Consider the following 20,464-nt stretch of genomic DNA (forward strand, 5'->3'; position numbering starts at 1 on the left):
GTTCGTGCCAGAATGTGCCCGTGCCCAGCCCTCCCCCGACGGCGCGGCCACGGCCCGTGACGCTGGTTGCGGTGCTCGTCGTCCTCGTCGCACTGGGTGCTCTCGTCGCCGCCTCGCTGAACGCGTTCCTTGGGCAGAGCCACCACCCGGTGCGGGTACCGGCGGAGCACACCGGCGTCGCCGCCGCACGCCCCGACGTACCGGCGCCGCCCGTCTCGACGATCGCCGTACCCGCCGAGAGGTCGCTGCGGCTCGCGGCGACCGCGCTCGCCGAGGCGTACGCGGGTCGCGGGCTGCGCCGCCCGACGGTCGGCACCGGCACGGCGGCGACCGACGCGATCGTCGCCCGGATCGACCACCGGTCCGGGCTGACCGGCGAGGCGTTCCGGTTGCGGCGCTCCGGCAGCCGGATCGGCGTCACCGCGGGGACCGCAGCCGGCGCGCGGGCCGGGCTGTACACCCTGGCCGACCGGGTCCGGTCGGCCCGCACGCTGGTGCCCGCCGCCGAGCAGGGTACGCTCCAGCGTCCGCGGCTGGGCCTGCGGCTGACCGACGCCGGCGCCGTCGGGCTCGACGACGACGCCGCCCGGTTCGCGGCCGGCGACGACTACTCGCTGGGTACCGGGCGCACCGCACCGGCGATGCTGCCGGCCGCGCCGTGGGTGGATCCGACGGCCGCGGCGCGGATCGCCGGCCAGTTCCGGGCGTTCGTGGACCGGTCGCTGGCGCAGGGCTACAACGCCGTGGTGGTGGACGGCTTCCTGGAGTACGTCACATTCGACCGGCTCGGCGTCTACCCGGCCGGCGATCCGCACCCGGCGCGGGCCCGGGCGATGGTGCGTACCTTCGGACCGGTCTGGAAGTACGCGCACGACATGGGGATGAAGGTCTACCTGTCCACCGACATGCTCGCCACCGACCCGCCGCTGGTGCGGTACCTGGAGCGGCGGGTCGGCGGGCTCGACGTCGGCTCGCCGGCGCTGTGGTCGGTGTACCGGGCCGGGGTCGCCGAGCTGTTCGGCAACCTGCCGTATCTCGCCGGCATGATGATCCGGGTCGGTGAGGGCGGCAGCGACTACGACGTACCGGGCTCGGACTACTCGTCCGCGCTGGTGGTCACCACCGCCGCGGCGGTACGCAGCATGCTGCGCGCAGTCCTCGCGCCGGCCGCCGCGGCCGGCAAGGACGTCATCTTCCGGTCCTGGACCGTCGGCGTCGGTCCGGTCGGCGACCTGCACACCAACCCAACGTCCTACCAGCAGGTGCTCGGCGGCATCCACGACCGCCACCTGATCGTGTCGACCAAGTACAGCGCCGGCGACTTCTACAGCCACCTCGCGCTGAACCGCACGCTCGCGGTCGGCGACCAGCGGCGCATCGTCGAGATCCAGTCCCGGCGCGAGTTCGAGGGGCTCGGTGCGCTGCCCGACGACCTCGGCGCGCTGGACCAGACGGCGCTGCGCCGGCTGCTCGCCGCCAACCCGCACATCGAGGGGATCTGGGACTGGTCGCAGGAGGGCGGCCCGCTCTACGCCGGCCCGCGCGACATGTACCTGCGGCACGGGTTCTGGCAGCTGTGGGACCTCAACGTCTACCTCGCCGCGCGGCTCGCCTGGCGGCCCGAGGACGACCTGTCGCAGGCCCGGGCGGACTGGGTGCGCCAGACGCTCGCCACCGATCCGGCCGCGGTACGGGCGATCTCGGCGGCGTTCGCGCTGTCGCGCACCGCGATCACCGACGGCCTCTACATCGGCCCGTACGCCGACCAGTCGGTCACCGCGCTCGGCCTGCACCCGCCGCCGATGATGTGGATCTTCGAGTGGGACATCGTCTCGGGCGACTCGGCCACCTTCGACACGATCTACCAGATCTCCCGGGACCACCTGGACGCCGCGATCGCGCAGGGGCGGACCGCGGTACGGGTGGTGCGGCGGATGCGCGCGATGGTCGCCGGCACCGAGCCGGCCGGCTGGGTCGATCCCGCGCTGCGCAGCCGTTTCCTCGCCGCGCTGGACTACGAGCAGAGCCTGCTGCGCGCCCTGGCCGACTACCGCGCACTGGTGTTGCGGCATGCGCAGTGGCTGGACACCGGCTCGCGCCCGGCGTACGACGCCTGGCACGCGGCGCGGCGCGACTTCACGAAACACCGCGCGCAGCACCAGGCCCGCTACTGCGACTCGCGGGCGCTGCCGGCGTACAACTTCACCGCCGCCGACATCGGGCTGGACCGCGCCGACCGGGACGTCGGGATGGCCTGGCTGTCCCGGGCACTGTTGATCGGCACGCTGCTGGCGCTCGCCGCCGGTGCCTGGGGCCGCCTCCGCCGCCCCGGCGACTGGGGCCGCCTCCGCCGCCCCGGCGGCATCGCGCTGCGCGCGCTGTGGCTCGGCGCGACCCGGCCGTGGCGGCTGGCCGACCTCGATCCGCCGCGGTCGCGGACCGACCGGATCGGAGTCTGGGCGCTCCCGGCCGGCGTGCTGGTACTCAGCCGGGCCGCGTACAGCTGGTTCGCCTCGCCGGTACACCTGGCCGGCACGCTCGGCGCCTGGTTGCTGTACGCGGCGGTGCTGCGCGCGCTGCTCGGCCGCCGTGGCGGCTTCCGGCTGTGGGCCGCGCTGGGCGGGGTGGCGCTGCTGCGTTCGGCGCTGCTGCTCGCGGTGCTGTCGGTGCGCGGCCCCGGCCGGTACTGGTTCGACTTCTGGACCCTGCCCGGTCGGCGCGACGCCTACGTGGTCCTCGCGGTAGCCGCGTTCGGCTGGCTGTTCGTGGCGAGCTTCGGGGCACTGCGGGCCGGGTACCGCCTGCGCCGGCGCCGCGCGGTCGGTGCCGTGCTGCTCGCCGCCGGTACGCCACTCGCGATGTTCGGCGCGCTGGTCGCCGCGATCGGCCTGGAGACCGTGGCGACCTGGTGGAACGACCAGCTGAACCTGCTGCCGTGGGGGTTGTCCCGGATCCTCGGCCTCACCGTCTACCTGGGCGTCCCGGCGGCGCTGCCGACCGCGGTCGCCGCCGCGGGCGCGGTGCTGGCCGTGGCCGGCGGCCTGCTACTCGTTCGTTACCGCCGACCGGCCACCGCGATCGCTCCGCCGGCCCGGGCCTGACCGAACCGGCACCCGCGAGCCTGACCGATCCGCCACCCGCGAGAGCGGTCCTGGGCCGCCCCGACGGCCACGGCCCGGACCGGTGCGGGTCACTGGGTCGGGCAGCCGGACGGCTTGCCGTTGTACTCCTTGGTGTAGACGCGCACCAGCATCCTGGTGTTCGCGTACTCGGTCAGCGTCCACAGGTGCGCGTTGCCGGCCGAGTCGTGCCAGTACGCCATCGACTCGGTGTCGTCGACGAACGTGCCGGGCGTCGGGCACACGCCGTCGCTGTCCTGCTCGTACCACAGTTCGCTGCCGTGGCCGCCGGGCAGCGTGCGGGCGATGAAGTACTCCTGGTGGCCGGTCGTGGTGTTCGGCCGGGAGACCACGCCCTGGATGCCCTCGAAGTTCGTGGTGGCCAGCGACGCCGCGGTCACCGGCGTCGAGGTGCCGTGCTGGATGCGGTCGACCAGGTCGCTCATCCGCCAGTTCACGATCCGCACCGGGGCGCCGGACGCGGTCATGTCGGCCGTACCGCGGTACTCCGCGGTGACGAGCTGGTTGCCGGACCACTGCAGCGCCAGCGACGAGAAGCACAGGCCGGCGTCGACGTCGTCCGGCGTGGTGGAGCAGCCGGACGGGCTGGTGTGGAAGCTGCCCACCTCGAACATCACGTACCGGTAGCCGGCGGCGCACAGCTGGGCGCCACCGGACGGGTTCGTCACCTGGCCGACGTCGTTGGGCGTCGAGGCCGCGCCGTCCGGCCCGCAGGTCGTCTCGTTCGGGATCAGGTACGTGCGGCGGGTGTCGAACACCATCACGCCCGACCCGTGCCGGGCGACGAACAGGTACGGGCCGAACCAGCTCGCGCCGCCGCCGTGCACGTCGCAGATCGGGCTGAAGGTCAGCCCGGCGGAGTTGGGCGCGCCCGGCACCACCAGCAGCACGTGCCGGAACGCGCTGTGCGTGCCGTCGGTGTACGGCCGCTGGATGAACGTGGCGCGCAGGCCGACCGACCGACCGGTGTCGTTCGGTACCCCGGGGCAGCGGGCCCGGTCGTCGGACAGCGCCTCCTGCCGCCACACCGTGACCACCTCGTCGCCGCCCGCGTCGTACCCGGACGACTGCTCGGCGTCCTGCGAGCTCGTCACCGCCTGCGGCAGCCACCGGTTCGAGGTCTCCTCCGACCCGTCGAAACACCAGGCGGCGAGGGTGTACTTCGCGTCCGCGGCGTCGATCGCCGACCGCGCGCCGGCGCACTTGGCGTTGCTCTTGTAGTACATCTGGTGGTTGGTGTGCGCGTACACCTGGGCGAGGCCCGGCGACCCGTCGGCGGACAGCTGGCCCGCGGCGTACGCCGGGTCGATGCCGCTGGTGTCGGTCGGGGTGAAGACCAGTTTCTGCAGGTCGGCCGCGGACTGCCCGCCGTTCACGTACGGCTTGACGCCGTCCCAGCCGATCGCCCGCGCCGTCGTCGGCAGCGCGAGCGCGGCCACCGCTGCCACGATTCCGACAATGCCGCCGATTCCTCGTCGAACGCCCATCGGTTGCCCCTTTCGGCGACAACGACACTATCGGGCGATCATGGCATGTTCTCGGCGGCGGCGACAGCCCTCGGCGGCCACGACAGCGGCGGTAGCCACGACGGCCGCGCGGGCGCCAGCGGCGACGACGGCCGCGCGGGCGCAGCGGTAGCGACCGGCGTCCCGCGCGGCGACCACGGGTGCCCGCTGCGGCGCGGGGTCAGCTGCGTTCGCGTTCGTCGGCGAAGAACAGCCGGCGCCGGTAGACCGACCGGCGCGGATCGCGGGCGAACAGCCGGATCTCCTCCCGGGCCAGGTCCGCGGCGCCGATCAGGCCCGCCTCGTTGCCCAGGGTGGCCCGCACGATCCTCGCCTCGGGGCGGAAGCCACGCCCCGACAGGGTACGCCGGTACGCCTCGCGGGCCGGGTTGAGCAGCAGGTCGCCGGCGTCGGAGACACCTCCGCCAATGACGAAGCAGCCCGGGTCCAGGGCGCAGGCCAGGCCCGCCATACCGACGCCGAGCCAGTGCCCGATCTCGTCGAACAGCTCGATCGCGGTCGGGTCACCGGCCATCGCCGCCTCGGTGACCAGCGGGCCGGTGATCGCCGCGACGTCCCGGCCGGCCCGGTCGAGCAGCGCCTGGGCCACCGGCGACTCCGCCGCCGCCAGCTCGCGCGCCTCCCGCACCAGCGCGTTGCCCGACGCGTACTGCTCCCAGCAGCCGCGGTTGCCGCACTCGCACCGGTGCCCGCCCGGCACCACCTGCATGTGCCCGAACTCGCCGGCCACCCCGTACCGGCCGCGCTGCACCAGGCCGTCGACCACGATGCCGCCGCCGATGCCGGTACCCAGGGTGATGCAGATCAGGTGGTCCTCGCCCTGCCCGGCGCCGAACCGCCACTCCGCCCAGGCGGCGGCGTTCGCGTCGTTCTCCACCACCACCGGCAACCGCAGCCGCGACGACAGCGCCTCCCGCAACGGCTCGTGCCGCCAGGACAGGTGCGGTGCGAACAGCACCGACGAGCCGGTCGCGTCGACGAAGCCGGCCGCGCCGATGCCGACCGCGGCCACGTCGTGCCGGCCGGTCAGCTCGTCGACCACGTCGGCGATGGTCTCCTCGACCTCGCGCGGGCTCTTGGACAGCCCCGGCGTGTCCCGGCGGGTACGGTCCAGGACCCGGCCGGCGGAGTCGACCACGCCGCCGGCGACCTTGGTACCGCCGATGTCGATGCCGACGGTGAGCCGGCGCAGGAACCTCGACGGCGGCCGGTTGCGGTACCGGCGGGCCGTCGGCTGACGCGATGCCATGAGTGCATTGAAACCCATGATCGGCTGCGCCCGGCCGCAGGGCCGCCGATCGGTGCGCCCGGTCATGTCCGGTATGTCAGGCTCCGGACATCAGCAGATGAAACAGTCGGCGAAGAAATCTTGCTTCTGCCCGGAGTCGGTTGAAAGATGAGTCCAGTCTGCCATGTCCCCGGGTCACTCCCTGGAGGAGTCGCCGTGCGCGCATCGCCGCTTCGCCGCCTGCTGTCCGTCCTCGCCGTGGCACCGACGCTCGTCGCCGTCGCCCTCGCCGGGCCGTCCGCCGCCGCGCCGGCACCCGTGGACCGCACGGCGCCGGTCACCACGGCGGCGTCGCACTCCGACGCGACCGTCGGGTACGTCGACGTCGCCGCGGCCACCCTGTGGGTCGACCCGAACAAGGACCGCAAGGTCGACGCCGACGCCACCGGCAACCCGGTCGACCTGCGCGCCTGGACCGACGGGCTCACCATCGACCAGCGGCTGTGGCTCGTCGGCGAGCTGGAGACGCAGGCGCTGTACGGGACCAAGGTGACCATCCTCGACCACAAGAACGGCTGGTCCTACGTGGCGGTCGACGGGCAGCCGACGCCACGCAACCCGCTCGGCTACCCCGGCTGGGTCCCGGACGTGCAGCTGAGCACCGATCCCGCGTTCGGACAGCACGCCGGGCAGCCGTTCGCGCTGGTCACCGCGACCACCACCGGGCTGTACAGCGACGCCGCCCGCACCCAGCGCAGCATGGACGTCGCGCTGGACACCAGGCTGCCCGTGCTCGGCAACGACGGCTCCTCGATCGAGGTCGCCACCCCCGACCGCGGCCCGGCGTACCTGGACGAGTCCGCCGCCACGGTGTACGGCTCGGTCACCGACATCCCGGCACCCACCGGCGCCGACCTGGTCGCGACCGCGAAGCGGTACGTCGGCCTGCCGTACGTGTGGGCCGGCACCTCGTCCTGGGGCTTCGACTGCTCCGGCTTCACCCACACCGTGTACGACGTGCACGGCGTCACGATCCCCCGGGACGCCGACGCCCAGTACGCCGCCGGCACGCCCGTCGCCGACAGCGACCTGCAGCCCGGCGACCTGCTCTTCTACGCACACGACAACGGCTTCGTGCACCACGTCGGGATGTACATCGGCGACGGGTACGAGATCGACGCGCCCAACAACACCAGTACCGAGATCAGCACGGTGGAGATCGTCAAGGTCGCCGAGCACCGGTACGCCGACGAGTACGTGGGCGCCCGCCGGTTCCTCTGATCACCGCCGCCGGCGCCGGACCGGCCGGCGCGGCGTGCTGCTTCCGGTCCAGCGCGGTGTGCTGCTTCCGGTCGGCGCGGTGTGCTGCTTGCGGTCCAGCGCGCGGCGTCCCGTTCGGCGGAGCCCGGCGTCCTGCTCCCGGTCGGCCGGCGCGGCGTCGCATCGGGGCGCGGGCCGGCGACGGTGGCGACACACTGGGCGGATGAGTGATCCGCTGCCCCGGCTGCGCGCGGCGTGCCTCGCCCTGCCGGAGGTCACCGAGCGCGTGAGCCACGGCGAGCCGTGCTGGTTCGTCCGGGACCGCCGGCTGTTCGTGATGTACGCCGACCACCATCACGACGACCGGCTCGGCTTCTGGTGCGCGGCGCCGCCCGGCGAGCAGGAGGCGCTGGTCGGCGCCGATCCGGGCCGGTTCTTCCGGCCGCCGCACGTCGGGCACCGCGGCTGGCTCGGCGTGTACCTCGACGTGCCGGCCGACTGGGACCAGATCGGCGAGCTCGTCACCGAGGCGTACCGGGTGATCGCCCCCAGGACGCTCGTCGCCCAGCTCGACCGCTGAAGCGGCGCCGTCGCAGCCGGCCGGGCCGAGCGGCGGTACCGCCGGCGCCGGTCAGGGCGTGGGCACCGGGGCCGTCTCATGGTGCAGGGCGCGGCCGGCGGCGGCGCCGGCGGCGAAGGCGGTGACGGCGTCCACGGCGCCGTCGGCCGCACCGCCGACCACCCGGTACGGCAGGGCCAGCTCGGCGAGCACCGGCCGCAGCGCATCGGCCGGGAGCTGCCCGGCGGCGACGACCACGGTGTCGGCCGGCACCAGCTCCGGTCCGTCGTCGCCCGCCAGCAACACGCCCGCCGGCGTGATCCGGTCGTAGCGCACGCCGGTGCGCAGCAGCACGCCGCGCCGGCGCAGCGCCGCGAGCAGCGCCCAGCGGGTCGTCCGGCCGATGCCGGCGCCGATGCGGGGCCCGCGGCGCAGCAGCGTGACGTGGCGTCCACTGGTGATGCCGACCGGCTCGGCCAGCCCGTGTTCGGCCCGGAACCGGGCCCGCTCGTCACCGTCGGCGTGGCCGTGGCTGAGCAGGTGTGCCAGGTCGACGGCGATGCCGCCGCCGCCGACGACCACGACCCGCTCGCCGAGCCGGTCGGCGGCGGCGAACGCCTGCGGGTAGGTCAGCACGTTCGGGCCGTCGACGCCGGGCAGGTCGACCGGCCGGGGCACGACCCCGCTCGCCAGGACGATGCCGGCGCAGCCGGCGAGCTCGTCCCGGTCACCCGGGCCGACCGGGTGGGCGAGCCGTAGCTCGGCACCGAGCGCGGCGAGCTCGGCGGTGTAGTACTCGATGGTGGCGCCGTAGTCGGCCTTCCCCGGTACCAGCCGGGCCAGCCGGAACTGGCCGCCCGGCTCCTCGCCCGCCTCGTACAGCACGACGTGCGCGCCGGCGGTCGCCAGGGCGTGGGCGGCGGCGAGCCCGGCCGGCCCGGCGCCGATCACCGCGTACCGCCGGCGATCCCGGCCACGTCCCTGCCCACCGCCGGCGAGCACCGCGTCCGCCGCGCCCGGGCCGGCGGGTTCGGCAGTCGCGGGGAGCAGCTCCAGTTCGTGGCCGGCGGCCGGGTTGACCAGGCAGGAGACCGCCTCGTCGGTCAGCGACCGGTCGATGCAGGCCTGGTTGCAGCCGATGCACACGTTCACCGGCCGCGCCGCGCGCGAGCGGGCGACCAGCTCCGGGTCGGCGAGGAACGGCCGGGCCAGGCTGACCAGGTCCGCGGCGCCGGCGGCGAGCAGCCGCTCGGCCTGCTCGAGCCGGTTGATCCGGTTGGAGGCGATCACCGGTACCGCACCGGCGACGGCGGCCCGGATCCGCGCCGGGTACGGCGCCCAGGTGCCGGGCGGCACGACCGCCTGCACCGTCGGTACCCGGGACTCGTGCCACCCGATGCCGACGTTGAGCGCCGCGGCGCCGGCGTGCGCCAGCGCCGTCGCCAGGGCGAGCACCTCGTCGGAACCGGGTGCACCGTCCATCAGGTCGGCGCCGGACATCCGGTAGAGCACCGGGAAGTCGGCACCGGCGGCGTCCCGGACCGCGGCCAGTACGGCCAGCGGAAACGCGCGGCGCCGCGCCGCGTCCCCGCCCCACCCGTCGTCGCGCCGGTTGGTGACCGCCGAGGTGAACTGGTTGAGCAGGTAACCCTCCGAGCCCATCAGCTCGACCGCATCGAACCCGAGCCGCCGCGCGGTCGCCGCGCCGCGGGCGAAGTCGTCGATCGTCGCCGTCACCTCGGCGCCGCTCAGCGCCCGCGGCGGGTCCGGCGAGAACCGGCTCGGTACCGGCGACGGCGCCACCGGCTGCACCCCGAACGACGCGGCGAAGGCGTACCGCCCGGCGTGGAACAGTTGCAGCGCGATCAGCCCGCCGGCCGCGTGCACCGCGTCGGCCACCCGCGCCAGCCGCGGCGCATCGGCCGCCTCGTTGACGAAGCTGTAGTGCACGCCGCCGGCACCGACCCGGCTGACCGCCGAGCCGCCGGTGACGATGAGCCCGGCGCCGCCGGCCGCCCGCGCAGCGTAGAACGCGGCCAGCGCGGCGCCGCCGTCGTCGCGGTCCTCGATGCCCAGGTGCATCGAGCCCATCACGACCCGGTGTGGCAGCGCCAGCCCGCCGAGCGTCACCGGGCTCAGTACCCGGGCCAGCGCGGCCGCACCGGCCGAGCCGGCGCCGGACGGTACGGGGACGACCCGATCAGCCATCGGTGGTGCGGCGGGTCGGCGCGGCCGGCGGTACCTCCGGCAGCCGCAGCGGTGGCGCCGTGTCGGCGTGGAACGGTGGGGCGATGGTGGACAGCCCGCCGTCCACCACGATCGACTGGCCGGTGATGTAGCCGGACGCCTCCGACAGCAGGAACAGCACCACGTCGGACATCTCCTTGACCGAGCCCATCCGCCGCTTGGGCACCAGCCGCAGCACGTCGTCGAGCGCCGGCATCCCGGGCACGTCGTAGAAGTACGCCGACGAGTCGGACTCGATGATGCCGCCGTTGACCGCGTTGACGTTGATCCCGTACTGGGCGAACTCGACCGCCATGTAGCGCACCCACGCCTCGATCGCGGCCTTCGCCGAGCCGAGGTTCGCATAGCTCGGGTAGGCGCGGATCGAGCCGTAGCTGGACAGCGTGACGATCCGCCCACCGTTGCGCATCAACGGCACCGCGCGCTGCGCGCCGAGCACCAGCGCCCGGACGTTCATCGCGTACGACCGGTCGAGATTGTGCGCCTTGAGCTCCATGATCGGCTTGAACGAGCTGGCCGCCGCGTTCGACACGAAGTGGTCGATCGTGCCGTACGTGCTCTCCACGACGTCGAACAGCCGGTCGATGTCGTCCGGCTCCTCCACGTCGGCGGCGACCGTGATCCCCTTGCCGCCCAACGCCTCCACCTCGGCCAGCGTCTTCTGCGCCGCCTCGGTGTTGCGCTTGTAGTTGATCACCACGGTGCCGCCGGCCGCGGCCAGCGACAGCGCCAGCGACCGGCCGATGCCCCGCGAGGCCCCGGTGATGACCGTGACCGTGTCGGTGAATTCGCTCATGGCCGTTCCTCCTTCGTCGGAACGCCCATGAGGCACCCACGCACGATGCCCATGATTCGCTCGCCTCGCTCACTCATGGCCGTTCCTGTCTCGCCGCGAACTCGCGCAGTACCTCGCGGGCGATCACGGTCTTCTGGATCTCGTTGGTGCCCTCCTCGAACCGCTGCGCCCGGGCGTCCCGGTACACCCGTTCGATCGAGCTGGTCGACCAGTAGCCGATGCCGCCGTGGATCTGCAACGCCTTGTCGGTGACCCGGGTCAGCATGTCGACCGCGGTCAGCTTCGACGCCGACGACAGCACCGCCGAGTACGGGCTGCCGGCCTCCCACTCGCGCGCGGCGTGCAGCGTCAGCGCCCGGGCCGCCTCGATGTCCGCCGCGTTCTCCGCGATCGCGAAACTGATCGCCTGCCGCTGGGCGAGCTTCTTGCCGAACGTCTCCCGACGCAGCGCGTGTGCCATGGCCAGCTCGTGCGCGCGGCGGGCCAGCCCCACGCAGCTCATCGCCACCGAGATGCGGCTCGGCTGCAGGAACCCGCCGAGCGCGACCTCCAACCCGCGGCCCTCCGCACCGAGCCGGTTCGCCACCGGCACCGGCGTACGGTCGAACGTCAGGTGCGCGTGGTCGGTGCCGTGCACGCCCATCGTCTCGGCCATCTCCTCGACCGTGACCCCTGCCGCGTCCCGGTCGACCATCAGCGCGACGGTGCCGTCCTTGCCGGTGGTGCCGGCCAGCCGGGCGAACAGCAGCCACCAGTCGCAGTGGACGCCGAAGGTGATCAGGTGCTTCTCCCCCGACAGCAAGTACGTGTCGCCCTCCCGCGTCACGCTGCACCGCAGGTCGGCACCGGTACCGGCGGTCGGCTCGGTCAGCGTGAACGCCGCCCTCCGTTCCCCCGCGATCACCGGTAGCACGAACCGCGTGCGCTGCTCGTCGGTGGCGAACTGGTCGATCGCCCGCCAGATGCCGTTGACCACGTGCACGATCATCCGAATCGACGCGTGCGACATGCTGAACAGCTCCATCAGCTCCAGGTACCGGGAGAACGGCACCCCGCGGCCGCCGTACTCCACCGGCGCGGCGAGCGACAGGTAGCCGCGGTCGCGCAGCTGCGCGAACACCTCGTCGGGTACCACCCCGTCGGCCTCGATGCGCTGCGCCCACCGCTCGGCCGGCCCGGCCACGTACTCGGCCACGTCCGCCTTGAGCGCCGCGAACTGTTCCTCGTCCACCGCGGGGGCGAGGCTCGGGGGCTTGGTCTGGGTCACGTCGTACTCCTCGTCGCAGGGGTCTGGCTCAGCGGCAGCACCGCGCCGGGATGCGTCGCGGACGACACCGCGCCGGGGCGCGTCGCGGACGGCGCCGCGGGCGGCGGGATCGGGGACGGCGTCACTGGACACCGTCGCGTTCCGGGCGCAGCGCGCGGGCCCGCTCGCGCAGCAGGTACTTCTGGATCTTGCCGGTCGGGTTGCGGGGCAGCTCGTCCACCAGCTCCAGCCGCTCCGGCCAGTACGTCTTCGCCACCTGGTGGGTGTTCAGGTACTTCTGCATCGCGCCGAAGTCCAGATCGGCGTGCGGTGCCGGTACGACGAAGGCGCAGGCACGCTCCCCCAGCCGGGGGTCGGGCATCGCCACGATCGCGACCTCGGCCACCGAGGGATGCTCGTAGAGCAGCTGCTCGATCTCCGACACCGGTACCTTCTCCCCGCCGCGGTTGATCACGTCCTTGACCCGGCCGGTGATGCGGATGTACCCGGACTCGTCGATGATGCCCAGATCCCCGGTGCGGAAGAAACCGTCGGCGGTGAACGCGTCCGCGGTCCACTCCGGATGGTCCAGGTATCCCTCGAAGAACGTCGGCGACCTGAGCTCGAAGTTGCCCTCGACGCCCGGCGGCAGCTTCCGGCCCTCGTCGTCGACGATGCGGATGGTGATGCCGTCCAGCGCCCGCCCGTCGGTACCCCAGGTCTTGGCCGGCTCGTCACCCGGCGCGGCGAGCGTGCCGAGGCACGTCTCGGTGGTACCCCAGGCGCCGCAGACGGTGGTACCGAGGACCCGGGTCGCGCGTTCGGCGAGGCCGCGCGGCACGGCGGCGCCGGTGGCCACGAAGATGCGCAACGACTCCGGCGCCCGGTCGCCGTCCTCGACACCCTTCACCAGGTCGGCCAGGAACGGCGTCGCCGCCTGGACGAAGCCGACCCGGTGGTCGCGCATCGCCCGCAGCGCCCGCGACGACGACCACTGCCCCTGGATCACCTGCGGTGCGCCGAGCACGAACGCCAGCCACATCCCGTACAGGAAGCCGGTCTGGTGCGCCAGCGGCGACGGGATGAACACGGTGTCGTCGGTGCCGAGCCCCAGATGCCGGACCTCCATCAGCGCGGCGGCGGTCAGCGAACGACCCTGCATCAACGCAGCCTTCGGCTCCCCGGAGGTACCGGAGGTGAACAGCAGCTGTGCCGTCGCGTCCGCGCTGGGCCGGTGCGCGCCGAGCCGGGTGACGTCGATGGTCACGTCCCGCAGCAGCTCCGGGTAGCTGTGCCAGACGGCGCTGCCGCCGTCGGGTAGCCGCAGCCGATCGGCACCGCTGTCGCTCGCCGGGACCACGACGACGTCGGTCAGCGCGTCGAGACCCGGCCCGGCGTCGGCCGGCGCGGCGTCCCCGACGCTGCCGGACATCCCGGCACCGAGCAGCGCGGCCACCTCCTGCCGATGGTCCCGGCCCCGGAAGCTGTCCGGTACGAACAGCACCTTGGCACGCGAGCGGCGCAGCGCGAACGCCATCTCGCGTTCCCGGAAGATCGGCATCAGCGGGCAGCACACCGCCCCGATGCGCAGGGTGGCGAGCGAGATCACCACGAACTCGAACCAGTTCGGCAGCTGGAAGGCGACCCGGTCACCGGGCCCGACACCCAGGTCGAGCAGCAGCGTGGCGACCCGGTCGGCCTGCTCCATCAGCTCCTGCCAGGTGTGCGTGTGCATCGAGCCGGGCCGCACGTCGACCACCGCGGTGGCGTGCGGCCGTTCGGTGGCCCAGCGTTGCACCCACTCGCTGATCGGTACCTGCGCCGAGGCCGGCGCCTGGCGGCTGCGGGGCCGGCGCGGCCGGCCGGTGCCGCTGCCGTCGGCGACCGACATCGGGATGCCGATGCCGTTCATCGCGGTCAGGAACTCCGGATAGGAGATCCGGTACGCGTTGGGGTAGGTGAGGCTGGACCGCCCCGCCGCGCGGGAGGCCGCGACGGCGAGCGACATCAGTACCCGGTGGTCGTTGAACGACGACATGCTCGCGCCGGTCAGCGCCGGGACGCCGTGCACGCGCAGGGTCGAGTCGGCCAGCTCCAGCCGGCCGCCCATCCGGTTGAGCTGCAGCATCGCCGAGGCGCGGTCGGACTCCTTGAGCCGGGCGTGCCCGACGTTGCGCAGCACGGTGGTACCGCGGGCGAAGGTCGCCATCGTGGACAGCACCGGCAGCATGTCGGGCAGGTCCCGGCAGTCGACCTCGGCCGCGGCGAGCGGCGAGCCGTCGTGCCGGACCCGGACCGCACCGGCGGCGGCGTCGTAGTCCAGGTCGAGGCCCATCTCGGCCACGATGGACAGCAGCTCCGCCTCGGGGTGGTCGGTGTCGGCCGCGGCGGTGCTGGTCAGCCCGTGGAACAGCACATCGGAGCGGTGGATCGCGGCTGCGGCCAGGCCGAACGCGGCGGAGCCGATGTCCGGTGGCAGGGTCACGGTGGCGGGTACGGCCTGCTGGTTCGGCTCGACCGTGAAGGTGCGCCAGTCGTCGGCGACATCGACCGCCAGGCCGAACCGGCGCATCATGTCGACGGTCAGCCGCAGGTAGGTGCGTTCGTTGAGCTCGCCCTCGACCTCGATGACCGTGCGGCCGGTGGCGAACGGCGCGAGCAGCACCAGGCCGGAGATCCACTGGGACAGCGTGCCGGGGATCTGCACCCGGCCACCGGTCGGCCGGTGCGGCTGCACCTGGATCGGCGGGCAGCCGTCGGCCGACGACAGCCGTACACCCATCTGCTCCAGGGCCCGCAGCAGCGGGGCGACCGGGCGGCGCTGGAAGTACTTCTGGCCGGTGACGGTGACCGGCGCGTCGGCGAGCGAGGCGAGACCGATCATGAAGTACAGGGTGGTACCGGAGCTGCCGGCGGTGACCGTCTCGCGCACCGGGTGGTAGCCGCCGCCGTGCACCACGAACGTGTCACCGCTGATCTCGACCCGGACACCGAGCGCGCGCAGCAGCTCGACGGTGTAGTGCACGTGATGCGCGTCGGAGAGGCCGTGCACGGTGCTGGTACCGGGCGCGAGCGAGGCGAGGATGAGCGCCCGGTGCGCGTGGTACTTGGAGTTCGGAACGACGACCTCACCGGTCAGTGGCTCGCTCGTCCCGGCGACTGACAGATGCACGTGACCTCCCAACCAACCGCCGGCAAGCGGAGGTCGCAGGTTCGGCGCGGTGGTGGCGGTCGTATCGACTTGTGCTGCACTCGAACACAGCCGAGCGGTCGGGAACCCTCGCGCCAGAGGAATCGGTGCTGCGATCTCGCCTACGGGCACGTAACCTACGGTTCCGTAGATCCGATGGGGAACTTACACCCGTCCGGACCGGTTACCAGGCAGTACGGCCAGGTGTCTGCTCGGTAACAAGAGTCACACCAATTGTAGTGATAACTGGCGCTCGAGGGGATCGTTGAACCGCGTCCGTTTCATCCGGACCGCCGGGTTGCCTACTCGGCGTGCCGGTCCAGGAACGTGTACACGTCGGTCTCGTCCACGCCGGGGAACGTGCCCGGCGGCAACGCCGCGAGGATGTGCGAGTGCGCCCGTGCCGACGGCCAGGCGAGCTGGTCCCAGCGCCGGGACAGCTCCGCCGGCGGCCGGCGGCAGCACTCACCGTCCGGGCATGCCGATTTCGCCGTGGTGGTCGTCTCCCGGCCGCGGAACCAGCGCGAGTCGGCGTAGCGCACGCCGAGCGTGATGGCGAAGTTGCGGTCCCGGCTCGGATCGACGTACGCGGCGCACCAGTGCGTGCCGTTCGGCTTGTCGGTGTACTGGTAGTAGATCGAGAACCGGTCCGGCGCGGCGAACACCTGCCGACCCGACCAGTACCGGCACATCCGCTGGCCCTCGATCGCACCCGTGGCGTCGGTCGGGAACACCAGCCCGTCGTTGGCGTACGCCTTGTAGATGATTCCGGACTCGTCGTTCTTGGTGAAGTGACACCGCAGGTCCAGGTGGCGGGTGGCGAGGTTGGTGAACCGATGGGCGGCCATCTCGTACGAGGTGGCGAACACGTCACGCAGGTCCTCCACCGACAGTTCCCGCGCCTTCTTCGCCTGCTGCAGGTAGGGCACCGCGGCCGACTCGGGGATCAGCACCGCGGCGGCGAAGTAGTTCGCCTCCACCCGCTGGCGCAGGAAGTCGGCGAAGTCGCGCGGCTGGTCGTGGCCGAGCAGGAAGTGGCCGAGGGTCTGCAGCAGCACCGTGCGCGGGGTGTGCATGCCGAAGCTGGCCCGGGCCAGGTAGATGCGCCGGTGCCGCAGGTCGGTGACCGATCGCACCGAGTGCGGCAGGTCCGCCACGTAGCGCAGGGTGAAGCCGGTGTGCGCCACCAGCGCCAGCAGCAACCCCTCCGAGACCGCTCCCCCGCCGTACCCGACCGCCTCCAGCGACTGGGCGGCGAGCCGTTCGATGCCGGCGAAGTAGTTGTCCCGCTCGCGCATCTCGGTGCGCAGCGCGGCGTTCGCGATCCGCGCCTCCTCCGGGGTACCGGTCGGGCGGGCGTCCCGCCGCTTCAGCTCCCCGTACAGCGCGACGAGGTGTTCCAGCACGTCGGTGGGCACCCGCCGGGAGACGTGCAGCCGGGGCAGCCCGAGCGCGCCGTACAGCGGGTCGCGCTGGGCGGCGGCCAGGGCCAGTTCGAGCTGGGCCCGCCGGGTCGGCGGTTCGCCGGACAGCAGGTCGTCGAGGCCGCAGCCGAGCTCGGCGGCGAGCGCGGTGAGCAGCGACAGCTTCGGCTCGAGGCGGCCGTTCTCCAGCATCGACAGCGCGGACGGTGAGCGGCCGACCCGCTGGCCGAGCTCGGCGAGGGTCAGCCCGGCCTGGCCGCGCAGGTGCTTCAACCGCTGGCCGAAGGTCGCAAGATCGAGCTCAACGGTGAAACTCTGATTTTCTTTCGGCTGCAACTTCGCCATCGCTTCACGATAGTTGAAATTCTGCAGATCTTCACCTCACATTCCGCTGGGGTCGCGGTCCCCCGGCCCACAGACTCGTCGGTATCGCGAGGTGGCGCGGCAGCGTCGTCGTCCGCCTCGCGGCCGGCAGCCACGCGACGAGCCCAGCGCTGTGCCAGCACCGCGTCGGCGATCATCAGCGCACCTTGCAGGAGGCAGCGACATGTCGACCAGCAGCACGCACACCCCGGAGACCGGACAGACCCGCACCGCCGCGACGGCGCGGAACAAGGCAGCCCAGCTGGAGCGGCACTGGCGTACCGACCCCCGCTGGTACGGCGTGGCCCGCGACTACACCGCCGCCGACGTGGTGCGGCTGTGCGGTTCGGTGCAGGAGGAGCACACCCTGGCCCGGCTCGGCGCCCGGCGGCTGTGGCGGCTGCTGCGCTCGGAGCGCTTCGTGCCGGCGCTCGGCGCGCTCACCGGCGGTCAGGCGGTGCAGATGGTGCGGGCCGGCCTGCAGGCGATCTACCTGTCCGGCTGGCAGGTCGCCGCGGACGCCAACCAGGCCGGCCAGACCTACCCGGACCAGAGCCTGTACCCGGTGAACTCGGTGCCGACCGCGGTGCGCCGGATCAACAACGCGCTGCTGCGCGCCGACCAGATCGCCTGGGCCGAACGGCAGTCCGACGGTGCCGACCCCGGTGACGAGGCCGACGTGCACTGGCTCGCGCCGATCGTCGCCGACGCCGAGGCGGGCTTCGGCGGCCCGCTCAACGCGTACGAGCTGATGAAGGCGATGATCGCCGCCGGCGCGGCCGGGGTGCACTTCGAGGACCAGCTGGCCAGCGAGAAGAAGTGCGGGCACCTGGGCGGCAAGGTGCTCGTGCCGACCGGGCAGCACATCCGTACCCTCAACGCGGCGCGGCTGGCCGCCGACGTGGCGGGCGTGCCGAGCGTGGTGATCGCCCGGACCGACGCGCAGGCGGCGACGCTGCTCACCTCCGACGTGGACGAGCGCGACCGGCGGTTCGTCACCGGGGAGCGCACCGCGGAGGGGTTCTTCAAGGTCAGCAACGGGCTCGACGCATGCGTGGCCCGGGGCCTCGCGTACGCGCCGTACGCGGACCTGCTGTGGATGGAGACCGGCAAGCCCGACCTCGGCGTCGCACGGCGCTTCGCCGAGGCGATCAAGCGGCAGTACCCGGACCGGATGCTCGCCTACAACTGCTCGCCGTCGTTCAACTGGAAGCGGCACCTCGACGACGACACGATCGCGCGCTTCCAGCGGGAACTCGCCGCGATGGGGTACTCGTTCCAGTTCATCACGCTGGCCGGGTTCCACGCGCTCAACCACTCGATGTTCGATCTGGCCCGCGGGTACGCGCAGACCGGGATGAGCGCGTACGTGACCCTGCAGGAGGCGGAGTTCGCCGCCGAGGCCGAGGGGTACACGGCGACCCGGCACCAGCGCGAGGTGGGCACCGGGTACTTCGACCTGGTCTCGACCGCGATCGCGCCGAACTCGTCCACCACGGCGCTGGCCGGCTCGACCGAGGCCGAGCAGTTCGGTACCACCGAGAAGGCGCCGGCCGCCTGACCCACCCCGCACGCGTTGATCAAGGGATTCGGCCACGTTTCGCCTGGAGCACATGCCGCAATCCCTTGATCAACGCCCCGGGGATGCACGGGGGCGAGCGGTCGGCCGGCGGGGGCGCCGCCGGGGTGCTGTACTGAGCGCACCGAACCCGGGGAGGCGATCGTGCACGTACTGGGCATCGACATCGGTGGCAGCGGCATCAAGGGCGCGCCGGTCGACGTCGGCACCGGCGAGCTGGCCGGCGAGCGGTACCGGATCACGACACCGCACCCGCCGACCCCGGACAACGTCGCCGACGTGGTCGCGCAGCTGGTCCGGCACTTCGAGTGGGACGGCCGGGTCGGCGTCACGTTCCCGGGCGTGGTCAACCACGGCGTCATCGCTACCGCGGCCAACCTCGCCCCGGCGTTCGTCGGCGTCGACGCGCACGCCCTGTTCGCCAAGGCGACCGGCCGGCCGGCGACGGTACTCAACGACGCCGACGCGGCGGGCGTGGCCGAGATGCGGTTCGGCGCCGGGCGCGGCCGGCCCGGCACCGTCCTGCTGCTCACCTTCGGTACCGGGATCGGCAGCGCGCTGTTCGTCGACGGCACGCTGGTACCCAACACCGAGTTCGGTCACCTGGAGATCGACGGGCACGACGCGGAGAAGCACGCCTCCGCGGCCGCCCGGGAACGCGACGACCAGGACTGGTCGCACTGGGCGCACCACCACGTCCACCCGTACCTGAACCACGTGGTGGCGCTACTGTCCCCGGAGCTGGTGATCATCGGCGGCGGGGTGAGCAAGAAGGCCGACAGGTTCCTGCCGGAGCTGGCCGAGGTGCACACCGAGCTGCGGCCGGCCGAACTGCGCAACGAGGCGGGCATCGTCGGCGCCGCCCTCGCCGCCGGCACGCACTGACCGCAGCGCCCGCCCCGGCGGTACGGTCGATCGCGGCGCCGGCGCCCAGCCACGGCCACGACCACGGCCACGGCCACTGGACCGTCCGCCGGACCACGGTCCGATCCGGCCGACCGCGGCGCCGGACTCCGGCCCGAGCTGCCGGACCGCCGGACGCGGCCCCGTCCGGGGTACACCGGAGGCGTCGGACATACGACACCCGATCGGGTCCGGCATGACACTTCGTGTCCGCTGATTCCCCGCAGGCAGCGCGGTGTCGCGGCCCGGCCGCGGTACCGCCACCGTGGGTGACCGGGACAACGATCGAGGTGTCCTGCGCAGGACACCGCAGCGCGGCCCGAGCAAGCACGATTGCGCCAGGCGACACAGTTGCCGCCGAGTAGTCCAGCGGGTCACCGGGGACCTGTGGAAGGAGCGCACGCGCCATGCCGACCGTCGAAACCGCAGCCGTTGCGGCTGCCACGTACGTGGCGCTGTTCGCCGGCCACCACCTCGGTGACCACCCGCTGCAGAGCCCCGCCGCCGCGGCCGGCAAGGGCGCGCCGAGCCCGATCGAGCTGGCCCGCGGTGCCAACCCCTGGCGCGGCTGGAGCTGGTGCCTGCGCCACGTCCTGGTCTACACCGCCGTCCAGGCGATCTGCCTCGCGCTGGTGGCGGTGGTCGCGCCGGTCGGGCTGGCCGGCGTCCTGGCCGCACTGATCGTCTCGGCGGCGAGCCACGCGGTGATCGACCGGCGCTGGGTCGTGCAGTGGTTCCTCGCCGCAAAACGCGCGGACGACTGGTCGGAGGGGCCGTACCTGGTCGATCAGTCGCTGCATCTGGGCCTGCTACTGGTCGCCGCGGTGGCCGCCGCGAGCGTCCGGACCTCCGGCGGGCTCGCCGCGGTCGCCTGCGCCGGCGCCGCGCTGGTGGCGGCCGCGCTCGTGGTGGAGCGCCGCCGGGCGGCGCACGCCGCGACCCCGGCGGCCGTGTCCGCGCACCGCTGAGCCCGGCGGGCGCCGGCCCCGCACGGGTGCGGGAC

General features: G+C 73.3%; 13 protein-coding genes. 6 read left to right on the forward strand and 7 right to left on the reverse strand.

Translation table 11 applies throughout. The annotated features are described in order from the left end of the window. Positions 1-20: 20 nt before the first annotated feature. Entirely contained in the window at positions 21-3,101 is a 3,081-nt protein-coding gene (locus Asera_RS23640; protein WP_157034940.1) for a hypothetical protein, read from the forward strand. Positions 3,102-3,190: 89 nt separating this feature from the next. Here the strand turns inward: Asera_RS23640 and Asera_RS23645 are convergent, their stop codons facing one another. Next, on the reverse strand, positions 3,191-4,588 hold the full coding sequence (locus Asera_RS23645) for a hypothetical protein (protein WP_157034941.1): 1,398 nt from the start codon (positions 4,586-4,588) through the stop codon (positions 3,191-3,193). Positions 4,589-4,826: 238 nt separating this feature from the next. Then, positions 4,827-5,915, reverse strand: a complete 1,089-nt coding sequence (locus Asera_RS23650) for an ROK family glucokinase (protein ID WP_051802551.1) — start codon at positions 5,913-5,915, stop codon at positions 4,827-4,829. Positions 5,916-6,110: 195 nt separating this feature from the next. Between Asera_RS23650 and Asera_RS23655 the strand changes: the two genes are divergently transcribed. Then, a complete protein-coding gene (locus Asera_RS23655) occupies positions 6,111-7,175 on the forward strand; it encodes a C40 family peptidase (protein ID WP_211255638.1) in 1,065 nt (354 codons plus the stop codon). A 202-nt stretch (positions 7,176-7,377) separates the two neighbouring features. Beyond that, complete coding sequence (locus Asera_RS23660) at positions 7,378-7,734, forward strand: MmcQ/YjbR family DNA-binding protein (protein WP_030447398.1); 357 nt, start codon at positions 7,378-7,380, stop codon at positions 7,732-7,734. Positions 7,735-7,785: 51 nt separating this feature from the next. On the opposite strand, the gene Asera_RS23665 is transcribed toward Asera_RS23660, so the two are convergent. From Asera_RS23665 to Asera_RS23685, 5 genes are all read right to left on the reverse strand, one after another. Next, positions 7,786-9,921 (reverse strand): oxidoreductase, encoded by a 2,136-nt coding sequence (locus Asera_RS23665; protein ID WP_084131966.1) that lies wholly within the window; start codon positions 9,919-9,921, stop codon positions 7,786-7,788. After that, on the reverse strand, positions 9,914-10,756 hold the full coding sequence (locus tag Asera_RS23670; RefSeq protein ID WP_030447400.1) for an SDR family oxidoreductase: 843 nt from the start codon (positions 10,754-10,756) through the stop codon (positions 9,914-9,916). The genes Asera_RS23665 and Asera_RS23670 overlap by 8 nt, the downstream gene beginning before the upstream one ends. 73 nt (positions 10,757-10,829) lie before the next feature. Next, positions 10,830-12,023, reverse strand: a complete 1,194-nt coding sequence (locus Asera_RS23675; protein ID WP_211255639.1) for an acyl-CoA dehydrogenase family protein — start codon at positions 12,021-12,023, stop codon at positions 10,830-10,832. A gap of 121 nt (positions 12,024-12,144) precedes the next feature. Next, positions 12,145-15,174 (reverse strand): 3-phosphoshikimate 1-carboxyvinyltransferase, encoded by a 3,030-nt coding sequence (aroA, locus tag Asera_RS23680; RefSeq protein ID WP_030447402.1) that lies wholly within the window; start codon positions 15,172-15,174, stop codon positions 12,145-12,147. 320 nt (positions 15,175-15,494) lie between these two features. Next, positions 15,495-16,961 (reverse strand): helix-turn-helix transcriptional regulator, encoded by a 1,467-nt coding sequence (locus Asera_RS23685; RefSeq protein WP_051802512.1) that lies wholly within the window; start codon positions 16,959-16,961, stop codon positions 15,495-15,497. A gap of 202 nt (positions 16,962-17,163) precedes the next feature. On the opposite strand from Asera_RS23685, the gene aceA reads away from it, so the two are divergent. From aceA to Asera_RS23700, 3 genes are all read left to right on the forward strand, one after another. Next, a complete protein-coding gene (gene aceA / locus Asera_RS23690) occupies positions 17,164-18,540 on the forward strand; it encodes an isocitrate lyase (RefSeq protein WP_051802513.1) in 1,377 nt (458 codons plus the stop codon). Between the two features lie 162 nt (positions 18,541-18,702). After that, on the forward strand, positions 18,703-19,443 hold the full coding sequence (ppgK, locus tag Asera_RS23695; RefSeq protein ID WP_030447405.1) for a polyphosphate--glucose phosphotransferase: 741 nt from the start codon (positions 18,703-18,705) through the stop codon (positions 19,441-19,443). A gap of 425 nt (positions 19,444-19,868) precedes the next feature. Then, on the forward strand, positions 19,869-20,429 hold the full coding sequence (locus Asera_RS23700; protein ID WP_084131968.1) for a DUF3307 domain-containing protein: 561 nt from the start codon (positions 19,869-19,871) through the stop codon (positions 20,427-20,429). Positions 20,430-20,464: the final 35 nt, after the last annotated feature.

It is taken from the genome of Actinocatenispora sera (genome assembly GCF_018324685.1).
GTDB lineage: Bacteria > Actinomycetota > Actinomycetes > Mycobacteriales > Micromonosporaceae > Actinocatenispora > Actinocatenispora sera.

What these genes read in the sequence shown, in the direction of transcription:
- Asera_RS23650 (WP_051802551.1), bottom strand. Translation starts at nt 5,915, where the DNA reads ATGGCATCGCGTCAGCCGACGGCCCGCCGGTACCGCAACCGGCCGCCG.
- Asera_RS23660 (WP_030447398.1), top strand. Translation starts at nt 7,378, where the DNA reads ATGAGTGATCCGCTGCCCCGGCTGCGCGCGGCGTGCCTCGCCCTGCCG.
- Asera_RS23665 (WP_084131966.1), bottom strand. Translation starts at nt 9,921, where the DNA reads ATGGCTGATCGGGTCGTCCCCGTACCGTCCGGCGCCGGCTCGGCCGGT.
- Asera_RS23670 (WP_030447400.1), bottom strand. Translation starts at nt 10,756, where the DNA reads ATGAGCGAATTCACCGACACGGTCACGGTCATCACCGGGGCCTCGCGG.
- Asera_RS23685 (WP_051802512.1), bottom strand. Translation starts at nt 16,961, where the DNA reads ATGGCGAAGTTGCAGCCGAAAGAAAATCAGAGTTTCACCGTTGAGCTC.
- aceA (WP_051802513.1), top strand. Translation starts at nt 17,164, where the DNA reads ATGTCGACCAGCAGCACGCACACCCCGGAGACCGGACAGACCCGCACC.
- Asera_RS23700 (WP_084131968.1), top strand. Translation starts at nt 19,869, where the DNA reads ATGCCGACCGTCGAAACCGCAGCCGTTGCGGCTGCCACGTACGTGGCG.